Genomic DNA, 12,828 nt, shown 5'->3' with positions numbered 1-12,828 from the left:
GAGCATTGGGAGCGGATCGATTGTCAGTCGCTGAGCATTATATTTTCACGACGCAATCCACCTGATATAGAAGACGTTGCTTTCAGCTCTCGTCCCGATCATTTGGTGGGGTCTCGATGTAACAGAATGACTGAGGCGCGGCAGTCGCTCGATCAACTCGAGCAGAGGATCGCTAACCCGTCACCTGATCGCAGACGCGAAGAGCGGCGAAACACTCCTCGATCAGCGTCGTCGGCGCTCCTGCTACGGCTATTTCGTGTTTCTTGGTCACTTTCGAAAGCGGCTGTTCGCCGCGTTCGAGCAAGGGATGCAAAGCATGCCCCGCATTCCCTAAGTCTCCAGACCGTGACCCATTCAAATAAGTCGGCGATCTGAACAACTATCATAGGCCTGCTATCCTAGTGCGCAGAAAAGTCTGCGCCTCAGGCCATGCAAAGCCCCGAGCCACGGATAATCGCACTGCTCTGGTGGGAAAGAGCTTGAAGTGACTGGCGCGGCAGGTTGTAGGCTGGAGTCCGTATAACGCAGGCGTTGGCAGCTTATAAAAGCCCAGTTGATGCTAACATTGGAGTGATTTGTGGTTGAAGGAACTTCGCCGACAGAGCCGTCAGGGCAAGGAAAGCCAACGCTCTCCGCTCCAGATGATGATCCCTATCTCTGGCTGGAAGAGATAGAGGGCTCGCGGGCACTTGACTTTATCGAGCAGCAAAATGGCAAAACTCTGCAGGTGTTCGGCGGAGCGACATTCACGCAGCATCGCGACGCGCTGGCTTCAATCTACGACCGGGCGGACAATATACCGCATGTCAGCCGGCACGGCGACCATCTCTACAACCTTTGGAAAGATGCCAATAATCCGCGGGGCCTCTGGCGTCGAACCAATTTAGAAGAATTTCGAAAGTCGAAGCCGTCATGGGACGTTTTACTCGATGTGGATCGGCTCGCGGCCATTGAAGGCGAGGACTGGCTTGTAAGCTGGACCGCCATGCTGCCTAGTAGCTCGCAAGTCATACTCGCTCTGTCACGGGGCGGCAGCGATGCCGTGACGCTGCGCGAGTTTGACATGGCCACGAAGAGTTTTGTGGCTGATGGTTTTGTGCTTGGGGAAGCGAAGAGCAGTGCCACTTGGGTCGATCAGGACAAGCTGCTGGTGTCCAGCGCGTATGGCAAGGGCATGGCGACAGTTTCGGGCTATGCCCGGACCATCCGATTGTGGCACCGCGGTGACCCCATCGAACGAGCGGCCGTGGTGTTTGAGACGACTGCCGATCGTATTGGCGTCAACTGCACGATCGATCGAACCGGCCAAGAAAAACGCGTCTGGTTCACCGAACAGCTGAATTTCTTCAACTCCCACACCTGGCTCGGAACCGAATTAGGGGCGAACATCCAGCTCGACCCTCCTACCGATGTCTGGCTGCAGGCGCATCAGGATTGGCTCGCGGTGAAGCTCCGCTCGGCTGCGACAATCGCCGGAGTGATCTACCCGGCAGATACCCTGGTCGGCATATCGTTGACCGACTTTCTCGCTGGGAAACGTAATTTTGCGGTGCTTTTTATGGCGACCCCGCGGCGCGCACTGCAGGGATTTTTCTGGTCGGGCGGTAGGCTTGTCCTCTCCATCCTGGACGAGCTGCGACCGGTGTTCGAGATCTGCACGCCATCCGCTACGACTTGGAGCCGCGAGCAGGTGAGCGTGCTCCCCGATATCGGCGTCGTTGATGTCTGGCCGCTTGATCGCGATCCATTAGAGAGCAATGGTGACCTGCTTGCGAAGATCCAGGATCCGCTTACGCCTCCGTTACTGATGCTATTGCAAGAGGGTGTCTCCAGTCCAGCCGTGCTGAAGGAGGCGCCAAAAACGTTTATCGCTGATGGTCTGGTGGTCACCCAGCATGAAGCGATCTCGGTCGACGGCGAGCGCATTCCGTATGTGCAGACCGGGCCGAAACAGGAGACGGGTGAGGCGCCCGTGCACATGAGCGGTTATGGCGGGTTCGGTACCTCAGTGAAGCCGTACTACAATTCCGCGCTCGGCAAGCTGTGGCTCGAGCGTGGGGGCACCACGGTGCAGGCACATTTGCGTGGCGGCGGCGAGTTCGGCACGCGATGGCACGATGCTGGACGCCTCGCCGGCAAGCGGCTCTCCCATGATGATTTCGCAAGCGTCGCGGCCGACCTTGTCCGCCGCGGCGTCACACAGGCAAAACGGATCGTGGCCGAGGGCGGATCGAACGGTGGCATTCTCATCAGCAATATGCTGACGCGGTACCCTGAGCGTTTCGGCGCGCTGTTCTGCACCATCCCGCTGATCGACATGCGCCGCTACACGAAGCTGCTCGCGGGCGCGAGTTGGATCGCGGAATTTGGCGATCCTGACAAGCCCGAGGAATGGGAATGGCTCAAGACCTATTCCGCCTACCATAACGCCGCGCCCGGGCAGGACTACCCGCCGATCCTGATCGCCACGACGCGGCGGGACGATCGCGTCCATCCCGGGCACGCTCGGAAGATGGTCGCCAAGCTTCAAGCGATGGGCTATGAGGCTTATCTCTACGAGCCGAACGCTGGCGGCCACGGCTATGGCCGGGACAACAAGGAGCAGGCTGGCTTTCAGGTACTGGGCTTCCAATTCCTGAAAAGCAAGATCGGCTGGCTGGAGGACGACTCGTAAGCGAGCTTCGTTCGTACGATCTCGCAAACCGGCCTGAAATTGCTCGTCGTAGTTTTAGGCGACCGCACAGCGCGAGGTCCGAATCGAGCGCGAGCTTCTCGAGTACTTTCCGCAACCCTCGTTCGACATTGCGTCCGCGCAAACCGATGTGTAGCGCCCAGATCTATACTTACCAGTGACATATTCGCGTGGCCAACAGCTAGATTTGCTTCGATCTGGATAGACCACTCCTGAGCTTGGAAAAAGTGAAGGGTATCCGGTGGGTTCAGGAGGCCTTGGGCATGCAACCCCCGCATGCTTGGCAGCTCTACTTTATCTCGGCTAGATGCGTGCTCAGAAATGCCAAGGGAGTTATGATGGCCAAGACGCTGAATAAGAAGATTGTACGTCGCGAGTACACGAAGACGGACGTAAAGGAACTGCGCGCACACTCGAGAGCGAAGACACCCGTTACGAAAATCGCAAAGCTTACAAAGAGAAGCGTCGGATCACTGCGTCAGAAGGCGCTAAAGCTAGGCATTCCGCTCGGACACCGACGGTAGTCAGCGCGCCGTTTGGATAGAAGCACCGCGCGGAAGCACCTGGGATCGAGTACATCGGCAGGAAGAAGCTCAGCGTCATCTGAGTTCGGCGTCATGCACTCACCGCCATCATCCACAGGCCGTGCCCATGAGGCCAGATCCTGCGGAACGAAAGGCCTGCCGGGCAACCGTATGACGGCAACAGCTCGGCGGCATTCTCGAATGCCGCCGAGCTCTCACCGGCCACATCATCGACAGCGCCTGTGTCGACCGAGAGCTATTTGCCGAACCTGCGCCGTGTCTTGATTGTCGGCCAGAAGCGCTGCGTCTATGGCGCAATCAAACGCGAGCTCAGTCGCCACTCTTCCATGGACCTCGTAGACTGGTCGCATGAAGGGCGACGGCCATCTCGGCCGTCAATATCTGTCGCTACCAGACTGGCACGACCAACTGGTTGGCGCTGCGATTGGCCAATAGGCCCGGCCTAATCTTCGCCTAGCTGGGGTTGCTGTTGTGTAAGCGCGCATTTTACTGCACAGGCTGCGCGCGCGGGTGGCCGCGGCGTGGTGTGACGCCGGGCCCCAGCGGGATCATCGGAACGGCTTGGTTGACCTGAGCGTTCGAACGTCAGCCGCTGTTCTCAGCTGGCAGGTGTGTTTGACCGGTGCAGTTGAACGGCAACAGATCTTCGATGTCGGCGTCGGGCGCACGCTGAGGCAGTTCAGTGAGCGCGTGACGTAACCATGCATAGGGATCGACGTCGCATGCCCGGCATGTCAGCACCAAACTGTAGATCACGGCGCTTGCCTTGGCGCCGGCAACGGTATCGCTGAACAGCCAACTTTTTCTTCCGGTGCAAAACGGCCTGATGTCGCGCTCCAGAACATTGTTGTCGATTGGCGCAAGACCGTCACTGGTGTAGCGGGTCAGATAGTCCCATTGGTTGCGCGCATAGGCGATCGCCTTGCCGGTCAAGCTTTCGGGCAGGACCTTCGGCGCCTGGTCGTCGAGCCACGTCTTGAAGGCGGCCAATACCGGCAGGCTATGCTGCTGGCGCAGCCGCACGGTGTATGCGGCGCGCGTTTCGCCGTCGGGCGGCGTCTGGCGCGCCACTCTCTCGACCTCATACAACGCCTCGAAGAACTTGAGCGCCTGCAATGGTGAACCGCCGGGCGTCTTCCTGGCCTTGAGCGCGTCGGTAAATTTCCTGCGGGCATGCGCCATACAGCCGAGATGGGTCGCGCCTGTCAGCGTGCGCCAGGCGTCATAGCCATCGCTCATCAACAAGCCGCGATAGCCGGCCAGGAACGCCTGCGGATACTCCTGACCGCGACCGGGCTGGTAATCGAACAGCACGACCGGCTGCGCGCAGTCCTGGCCGCTGCGGTAGGCCCACATGAAGGATTTGGCCTGCGCGTCCCGGCCCTCCTCTTTCAGAACCTGCACCCAGGTTTCGTCACCGTGGACCAGGGGCTGCGCCCTGAGCTTTTGCTGTAGCGCGTCATAGACCCGATGCAGATGCAATTCGCTCGCCCGGATCACCCAGTTGCCCAGCGTCCCGCGGCTGATGCTGATCTCGGCCCGCCCCAGCGCGTCCGCCACACGATACAGCGGCGTGCCGTCGACGTATTTGTTGGCGAGCACGAGCGCCAGCGTCGATGGCGTGGCGACGCTGCCCGGCAACGGCTGCGCCGGCATCGGCGCGGTCACGATCGGGGTGTTCAGCGCGGTGCGCTCGCAGTGACGGCACGCATATTTGAACCGCACATGTTGCAGCACCGACGCCTTTACCTCGACGTGCAACTGCTCGGTGACGGTCTCGCCCATCCGATGCATCCGATTGCGGCAGCACGGACAGTCCTTTTGATCCTCACCCAGATCATGTTCGACGCGCTGGCGCGGCAGATCGTCAGGCAGCGGCTTGCGGCCGCGTGTCTTCGGCGCCGGCTTTGGAGCCTCCGGCAATCCCATGTCCGGCACGGCGACCGCCTCGACATCGCCGTCGTCCCGGCTTTCAGCGGCGGCCTGCTCGGCTTCGTTGAAGATGCGCTCCTTGAGCTTTTCGCTCTTCGGCGCGTAGCGGTGCAAGCGCTCCAGGCGCAACTGCTCCTCAAGATGCAGGACACGTTGCGCGAGTTTCTCGTTCTCGGCCTTCAGCGCCGCGATCTCGGCCGCGTGCGCCGCGATCAGGGCTTCCATCTCGTGCGTCGTGGGCTTGCGACTCATCGTAGTCTTGAATCGAAGTCATGCCGCCGCGTCAACCGGGTTCCATGCGGTTGGCGGCGTCACCCGATAGCGGTGATGACGCCGCCCGCATCGAACACGGTCAGCCCACGCTGTGATATTGCCGCACCGGATGGCGCCGCACCGCCGCGATGTCGATGCCGTCAAGCAGCCAGTGCAGTTCCTCCGTCGTCAGCGTCAGCACCGCCTCCTGGCTTCGGGGCCAATGGAATCGGTCCGCCTCCAGCCGCTTCAACAGCATCCAAAATCCCGACCGATCATAAATCAGCAGCTTGACCCGGTCGCGGCGGCGATTGCAGAACGCGAACACCGCGCGCTGGAACGGATCCTGCCCCATCGACTGCTCGACCACGATCGCCAGGCTGTTGATCCCCGCCCTGTCGTTGACTGTCGAAAACCGCGCAAGAATGACGACGAGGTCGACGGCGGTAGAGCGAAGGCGTCCGCACGCGCGCTCACCAATCGCGCCGAAGCGGGCGGACGCCTTTGCGGCGACGACCAGCGTCTGAGTTGAGGAATAAAAGACGCGGGGCACGTCTCCGGGCGCCCTGAGGCTCCTTTCGACGTACCCCGCTTTGCGCCTGCCTTATGGTAGATCTGCGGGTAATCAGCGCCGCAGAAACAAAGCCGGCGTAACACCGATCTCAACTGGCAAGTGGGGCTCGATGTCACGCCCCACGGACGGTGCGCGGCCTGCACTATCGCACTGTCAGCGCATTCCGTCGACCTTTTCCACCAACCTCCGGCGGCGCTCCGAAAGGACCGCCGCGGATGCTCACGGGCCGCTTCTTTCTGTGCGGCCGCTGCCGTTCGCAGGTAACGATCTGCCGCAACTGCGACCGGGGACAACGCTATTGCGGCCATGACTGCGCCCGTGCTGCCCGCCGCGAGAGCCTGCGCGAGGCGGGACGGCGTTATCAGCGCAGCCGCCGCGGACGCCTGGCGCATGCGACCCGCGCCCGACGATACCGGGCGCGGCACAATAACGTGACGCATCACTCTCCACCCGCATGGCCTGTCGGTTCACTACTGCGCCGGCCTGCGGACGATGTCGTTGTTGCACCTACTGACGTCGGCGAGCGAGCGACGACATCGATCATGCCCATGCCGAGCTGTCGGTTCTGCGGCTGTCGGTTGTCGCTGTTCCTTCGTACCGGCTTCGTGCGTCGCCGGGGGCCTCGTCATGCTCACCCCTATGGAGGCCGAGACCCGACCGATGACCGTTACCCCTGAATTGGAAGCGCAGATCCTGCGTCTGTATCACGTCGAGAAATGGCGCTGCGGCACCATTGCGAAGCAGTTGCACGTTCATCACACGACCGTGCATCGCGTCCTGACCCAGGCCGGACTGCCCAGGAATAGGCCGATATTGCGCCCCACGAAGATCGAGCCCTATCTGCCGATCGTCCTGAAGACGCTGGAGCAGTTCCCCGCACTCACGGCCAGCCGCCTGTATGCGATGATGCGTGAGCGCGGCTACCGCGGGTCGCCCAGCTACTTCCGGCACCTGATCGCTCTGCACCGTCCACGCAAGCCAGCCGAGGCGTTCCTGCGGCTGCGCACGTTGCCGTCTGAACAAGGGCAGGTGGATTGGGGGCACTTCGGTCACATCGAGATCGGTCGCGCCCGCCGTCCGCTGATGGCGTTCGTCATGGTGCTGTCGTACTCGCGCGACATCTACCTGCGCTTCTTCCTCGATGCGCGCATGGAAAACTTCCTGCGCGGCCACATCGGCGCGTTCAACACATGGTGTGGGCTGCCCCGGGTCCTGCTCTACGACAATCTTAAGAGCGCGGTGCTCGAGCGCCAGGGCGATGCGATCCGATTCCATCCCACGCTGCTTGCCTTCGCCGGCCATTATCGGTTCGAGCCGCGTCCTGTCGCGGTTGCCCGGGGCAACGAAAAAGGCCGTGTCGAGCGCGCTATACGGCATATCCGGGAGGCATTCTTCATCGCCCGCAAGTTCACCGATCTCGACGAGCTGAATGCCCAGGCCGAACAATGGTGCCGATCCGAAGCGGCGGACCGACCATGTCCGGAGGATCGCGAGATGACAGTACGCCAGGCGTTCGCAAAGGAGCAACCACTGCTTCTGCCGCTGCCCGCCAACCCGTATCCCGTTGAGGAGCAGGTCGCCGTGAAGGTCGGCAAAACGCCCTATGTGCGGTTCGACCTGAACGACTACACGGTTCCCCATACCCATGTTCGGCGCATGCTGAGCGTGCGGGCCGATCTCAGCCAGGTCCGGATCTTCGACGGCGCGCAAATGATCGCCAGTCACCGTCGCAGCTATGATCGTGGCCAAGAGATCGAAGACCGACGACACCTGAAGGATCTCGCCGAGATCAAGCGTGAGGCGCGCCAGCATCGCGGCCTCAACAGCCTCACCCGAACCGTGCCGGTCTGTCAGACCCTGATGATCAGGGCCGCCGAACGTGGCGCCAACATCGGTGCGCTCACGACCGCGCTGCTGCGGCTGCTCGATCGCTACGGCGCAACGGAATTGCAGGCCGCCGTCGAGGACGCTTTGCGTGCGGGCTCCGTCCATGCGGCGACGGTCCGCGCCGCACTCGAACGTCGGCGCCTTGAGCGTGGTGAACCGCCGCCCGTCGAAACCAGCCTGCCCGAACATGTGCGGCGCAAGGATACAACGGTCCGGCCGCACCGCCTCGACAGCTACGACCAACTGACCCCTTCTGGAGATAACGACGATGAGCACTGATGATGCCCTGCTGAACCGCGCCAAGGCGCTGCGCCTCAACGGCCTGGTCGAACACTGGGACGAAATCGCCGGCGCCCCATGGCTGGCCCCCATGCTGCAATGGGAGGAGGAGGAACGTGCCCGGCGCTCGCTGCAGCGACGCCTGCGCGACGCCAGGATCGGTCACTTCAAACCGATGGCCGATTACGACTGGCTCTGGCCCAGGCGCCTCGACCGCGCCGCAGTGGAGCAATTGATGTCGCTGTCCTTCATGAACGACGCAACCAACATCGTCTTCGTCGGACCAAACGGCGTCGGCAAATCGACCCTCGCGCAGAATATCGCCTACCAGGCGCTCATCGCCGGTCACTCGGTCTTGTTCCGATCGGCCAGCGAAATGCTCGGCGAGCTTGCCGCCCTCGACAGCGATACCGCTTTGCGCCGAAGGCTCCATCACTACGCCGCCGCCGACGTTCTGGCGATCGACGAGGTGGGATATCTATCCTACTCGAACCGTCACGCAGACCTGCTGTTCGAACTCGTCAGCCGGCGCTATCAGGCCCGCTCCACAATCGTGACCACCAACAAGCCCTTCGCCGCATGGACGGAGGTCTTCCCAAATGCCGCATGCGTCGTCAGCCTCGTCGACCGCCTCGTGCACCGATCCGAGGTGATCTCCATCGACGGCGAATCCTACCGCCTCAAGGAAGCTCTGGAACGCGCCGAGGCCCAGAGCACACAGCATCGAAGCCGGCCCGCCAGTACCAACGAGAAGGAGCACGTTGCATGACCAGAAACCACCATCAACCATCCGGCCTCAACTTCGGGATCAGCTTCCTCATCAATCCCGAATGGACCCCGGAGCAGGCGCTCGCTGTCCACGAGCTCCTCAAGGATCTATCCGACAGCATCTGGTCGCACTACTGCCTCAAGATCCAGGAACTCATCCAGGAGCAACAAGCGCCGGCCGATCACCGCGACGACGAAGAGCAACCACACTCCTTCTGAAACACACACCACTGCGACACTCGGCGGCGGCCTTTGCGGGCCGCCTTTTTAGTTCCCTCACCATCCTACCGCCCATTCTTGTCGTCATTTTTGTGCGGATTTAGAAAGTCACCAACACCGCCCGGAAGTCAATCGGCGCGCGGTGAAGGTAGACTCGAAGATCAGACGCCAGCCGGAACATCGCAACGCCCCAGCGCTTCAATCACCACCGACAGCAACTGCGCGTCGCCGCCTTCCAGCGAAAGCGTCACGCCGTTCGGCATCGATGCCGTCAGCCGCCCAGCAGAGGATCGCTCCGTAGCGCAAAGGGCGATCGCGCCGGCAGATCGGGTTGGCGACCGCGACGGCGCGCTCACCGGAATAAACGCCGGCGCAATCGCCGCCCGCGCCTCCGGCTGGCCATTCCCGTTCTGAAGTTGTCGCTTGGCCACCCACTTGCGCAGCAGGTTCGCGTTCACGCCGTGTTGCAACGCCAGCCCCGCCAGCGACACGCCAGGCTGCAGACAGGCCTCGACCAGCCGCTGTTTGCTGGCTGGGTCATAGCGACGACGGCCATTCCGCAACACGCCGAGCGTCTCAAGCTTAAAAGGGGCTTCTGGAGTGATCATCGATGGTGTCCACCTTGTTCATGGTGGACACCTCATCCCATCCGGGCTCTCAATTGCACAGGTGCGTAGAAAAAAGCGCTTACGCTGTTGTGGCCTAGTTCTGAACGCTTTGCTCGGCTAGTCGTCACCCAAACCGCGCTTATAACCGAAGACGGTCGTTACCGGACGTTGGAAGTCATCCTTCCTGTTCGGGAGGCATTTCAGTCCCGGCCACGCATATTGATCGAGCCACCTCTCGAACTCGCAGACGTATTGGACCGGCCCGTCATTCCTGGGTAAAACTCGGAGTATATCACAGTTCGAATCGGCCACTTTCCGCGAGCGTCCGTAGCGATCTCGTGTACAGCTTTGTATGCAGCTTATCCAATCTCGCTAATCCCTCCTCAATCAAATTCGTCGGAAGGTAGCTAAAGCACAGGCGTACATGCTGCCCACTTCGTGGGCCATAATGAAGGCCGTGCACAAGATGCACGTCGTGCTCGCAGCGCGCAGCCTCAATGAAAGCTTCAGCCTCAATTCCAGGGGCGAGCCGTACCCAAAACGAAAAACCGCCGCTTGGAAGGAGATAGTCTGGCTCGCAAAACCGGCTATCCTGCAGCAATGTGTTCAAGCTGTCGCGCTTGGCACGATAATGCTGGCGTAGTCGCACAATGTGCGTATCAAGTGCGTCGGACTGCAGCAACGACAAAACGATATTGCTGACAATAGGGCTGACGCCGCCGTCGCATTTGAGGCGTGCCAACCTGGTGATGACATCCAAGTCTGCAAGGACCCAACCCACTCGCAATCCCGGTCCAGCCAGCTTGGAGATGCTGTGGATATTTATGACGTTGCCGCCTGGCGGCAGCCAATCAGCTACACCGTTGTACGGTAACTCCGAATAGACGAGATCCTGTACCAACGCCACCCCGTGCTGGGCTAGCATCGCTGCAAGGCGGGCCATGTGGGCGCGCGATATCTGGCGCCCAGTCGGGTTATGAAATGCTGGCGAGGTGTAGAAAAGTTTCACGCGGGCATTGTGGCGCAAGGTCGATTCAAGCTCGCTCACATCGACGCCATCGGCGCTCATCCCAAGCTGGAGGATGGTAGCTCCCGCGATCGAAAAGATGCGCAGTGCACCCAGGTAGGACGGGTCCTCGGTCAGGACCACATCGCCCGGGTCGAGCCAGGTATCGCCGATCAGTTGCAGAGCCTGTGAAGCACCAGCGGTAAGGATAACCTCCTGATGCTGCACATTATAACGCTGTGCGAGCCTTGTTCGGAGCTTGGGCAAACCGACCGCATCCGTATATTGAAGCAGATCAGCGGTGGCGACGCCAGTATTTTGGCTTAATGCGTCCGGCCAGGCCAACTCTGAGAACATCGCCGGATCGGGAAGCCCATACCCGAAATTGATGGCGTGCTTCGCAGCTGAGTAGTTGAACGGCGCAAAGCCCTGAGCGAGGGAGCTGCGCGTCGAGACAGGCGAGTTCATGGCTTGCTCATTCATATCCTGCTATCTTACTTAGCTGGCGCCTGCGAAAACGCTCATTGTACGCTGCGATGAAATGCGTGGGTACCGCGGCGCTGAGGCGTGGGAAATCTATCTTTGGTGGCAGGCCAGCTTTCGCTGCCAGCTTCCCGAAGGACGGCTGCCATGCTGCACCGAAGAAATGCCGGCCATATCGGATCGAAAGCTCGGGTACCACAGGGTACAGCAGGCTCAGGAACAGCGAGATCTCCATGGCATTCCACATGCCGCTGTTGTCACGCGCAAAATCGGCTACCTCGAAGTACCCATCGACGATATCAAGCGCATCCCAAAATCGGAGTTCCTCGATTGCATCCGCGTAACGCTGAGCCAGGATGCGCAAACGAGATCTCAGACGTCTGCTGTCCAATGTGCGTGCGTTGATTGCATATTGGCGCAATGCGTCTTCCCAGACCCGAAGGTGTGATGCAGCCGTGACCAGTCCGTCAACATTAAACTCGTTCTCGTCTCTGCCGAATGGCCGCGCAATTCGAGCGAGCGCGTAGCGAAGTCCATTGGGATCCACCGCGTGCGCCACTTCGTCGGCCCAAAGCGCATGGTCGCGACTGGTCGAAAATTTTTCGCCCTCGAGCTTGTAGAAATCCTGGATCGAGTGGTTCGTAGGAATTGGATAGCCGCGCGCGAGCAGCGCGCCGGCCACACCTATCGTGTAGTAGAAGCGATTGTCCTGGCCCATGAAAAACACAAGCCTGGTGCTAGGGTCGTGCATGGTTGATTTTGCGTCCAGAAAATCATTGGCGGATTGCTCACGAATTCCGGTGTCAAAGCACCACAAGCCTTCAAACCATGTGAGCAGGGTTTGGCCGAACAAAGCTTCAGGCTGCAGTAACTCCACACCATGACTGAAGTGGCGCGACATCGGCAAACCATGCACATCGCTGGCGAGCCAAGCGCGCGCCTTGTCTCGTATGGGCGCGGCCCAGGCGCTTTGTCCAATTGCTGCGACCAGAGCATGGGCGAGGCGGGGCGTATCGAACACGGCCTGCTCAACGGGCCTTAGTACAAGATTGTGGCCGCAGGTGGTGTGCCGGGCATTGCATAATGTGTCGTGGCGAATTGCCAGGCCACAGTTCTCGCACAAGTTACTGTCGCTCGCTGAATTGCATGCCGGACAATTCCCGATTGCCAGCGAGTCCGCGACAAATTCATCGCAATGCTCGCAATAGAGTTGGACACCCTGGAGAACCTCGATGTAACCGGCCTCCTGCAGCTCGCGGAAAATCGCCAGCGCGTTCTCCTTATGTATCTCGCTGGACGTGCGAACGAAGACATCGGGCGTGATGTGCACCGCACGCAGGCACTTCAGGATCTCGTCAATGTGCTTTTGCGCGATCTCGCTGACGGGTTGCCCGAGCTTTCTTGCCTTTAGAAGCGTATACGTGCCATGCTCATCTGCGCCGGTGATGTAGTGTGCGCGATGGCCGGCCATACGCTGAAAACGCACGAAGATGTCGGCGAGCAGGTATACGCCGCCGACGTGACCGAGATGCAATTTGCCGTTAGGGCAGGGGGGAGCCGGACATACGAAATAGGTGCGCATG

General features: G+C 60.6%; 9 protein-coding genes. 4 read left to right on the top strand and 5 right to left on the bottom strand.

Going from position 1 to position 12,828, the window contains the following annotated elements; translation table 11 throughout:
- Positions 1-577 precede the first annotated feature (577 nt).
- On the top strand, positions 578-2,674 hold the full coding sequence (locus NLN62_RS10575) for a prolyl oligopeptidase family protein (protein ID WP_254108714.1): 2,097 nt from the start codon (positions 578-580) through the stop codon (positions 2,672-2,674).
- Between the two features lie 1,148 nt (positions 2,675-3,822).
- Here the strand turns inward: NLN62_RS10575 and NLN62_RS10570 are convergent.
- Positions 3,823-5,421 (bottom strand): IS66 family transposase, encoded by a 1,599-nt coding sequence (locus tag NLN62_RS10570; protein WP_371932934.1) that lies wholly within the window; start codon positions 5,419-5,421, stop codon positions 3,823-3,825.
- A gap of 100 nt (positions 5,422-5,521) precedes the next feature.
- Entirely contained in the window at positions 5,522-5,974 is a 453-nt protein-coding gene (gene tnpB, locus NLN62_RS10565) for an IS66 family insertion sequence element accessory protein TnpB (RefSeq protein WP_254108713.1), read from the bottom strand.
- A gap of 648 nt (positions 5,975-6,622) precedes the next feature.
- On the opposite strand from tnpB, the gene istA reads away from it, so the two are divergent.
- From istA to NLN62_RS10550, 3 genes are read left to right on the top strand one after another with little or no spacing between them, the layout of a single operon-like run.
- Positions 6,623-8,161: an IS21 family transposase gene (gene istA / locus NLN62_RS10560; protein WP_254108352.1), complete on the top strand. Its 1,539-nt coding sequence runs from the start codon at positions 6,623-6,625 to the stop codon at positions 8,159-8,161.
- Positions 8,151-8,930, top strand: a complete 780-nt coding sequence (istB, locus tag NLN62_RS10555) for an IS21-like element helper ATPase IstB (protein ID WP_254108353.1) — start codon at positions 8,151-8,153, stop codon at positions 8,928-8,930. The genes istA and istB overlap by 11 nt, the downstream gene beginning before the upstream one ends.
- Complete coding sequence (locus tag NLN62_RS10550; RefSeq protein WP_254108354.1) at positions 8,927-9,148, top strand: hypothetical protein; 222 nt, start codon at positions 8,927-8,929, stop codon at positions 9,146-9,148. Before istB ends, NLN62_RS10550 begins: the two co-directional genes overlap by 4 nt.
- 161 nt (positions 9,149-9,309) lie before the next feature.
- Here NLN62_RS10550 and NLN62_RS10545 read toward each other — a convergent pair whose 3' ends face one another.
- The 3 genes from NLN62_RS10545 to NLN62_RS10535 form a co-directional block, all read right to left on the bottom strand.
- A complete protein-coding gene (locus NLN62_RS10545; RefSeq protein ID WP_254108308.1) occupies positions 9,310-9,756 on the bottom strand; it encodes a transposase in 447 nt (148 codons plus the stop codon).
- 292 nt (positions 9,757-10,048) lie between these two features.
- The gene (locus tag NLN62_RS10540) at positions 10,049-11,245 is read right to left on the bottom strand and encodes a PLP-dependent aminotransferase family protein (RefSeq protein ID WP_254108712.1); all 1,197 of its coding nucleotides are present in this window, start codon (positions 11,243-11,245) and stop codon (positions 10,049-10,051) included.
- Positions 11,238-12,827 (bottom strand): class I tRNA ligase family protein, encoded by a 1,590-nt coding sequence (locus NLN62_RS10535; protein ID WP_254108711.1) that lies wholly within the window; start codon positions 12,825-12,827, stop codon positions 11,238-11,240. Before NLN62_RS10535 ends, NLN62_RS10540 begins: the two co-directional genes overlap by 8 nt.
- Between the last annotated feature and the right edge of the window lies 1 nt (position 12,828).

Origin of the sequence: Bradyrhizobium sp. CCGUVB23, from assembly GCF_024199885.1 — a bacterium.
GTDB lineage: Bacteria > Pseudomonadota > Alphaproteobacteria > Rhizobiales > Xanthobacteraceae > Bradyrhizobium.
Note: the sequence above shows the minus strand (reverse complement) of the source record. Positions and strands in the feature narration are given on the sequence as shown.

Coding starts and splice junctions, on each gene's coding strand:
- NLN62_RS10535 (WP_254108711.1), bottom strand. CDS start 12,827: ATGCGCACCTATTTCGTATGTCCGGCTCCCCCCTGCCCTAACGGCAAA.
- NLN62_RS10570 (WP_371932934.1), bottom strand. CDS start 5,421: ATGAGTCGCAAGCCCACGACGCACGAGATGGAAGCCCTGATCGCGGCG.
- istA (WP_254108352.1), top strand. CDS start 6,623: ATGCTCACCCCTATGGAGGCCGAGACCCGACCGATGACCGTTACCCCT.
- NLN62_RS10540 (WP_254108712.1), bottom strand. CDS start 11,245: ATGAATGAGCAAGCCATGAACTCGCCTGTCTCGACGCGCAGCTCCCTC.
- NLN62_RS10545 (WP_254108308.1), bottom strand. CDS start 9,756: ATGATCACTCCAGAAGCCCCTTTTAAGCTTGAGACGCTCGGCGTGTTG.
- istB (WP_254108353.1), top strand. CDS start 8,151: ATGAGCACTGATGATGCCCTGCTGAACCGCGCCAAGGCGCTGCGCCTC.
- NLN62_RS10550 (WP_254108354.1), top strand. CDS start 8,927: ATGACCAGAAACCACCATCAACCATCCGGCCTCAACTTCGGGATCAGC.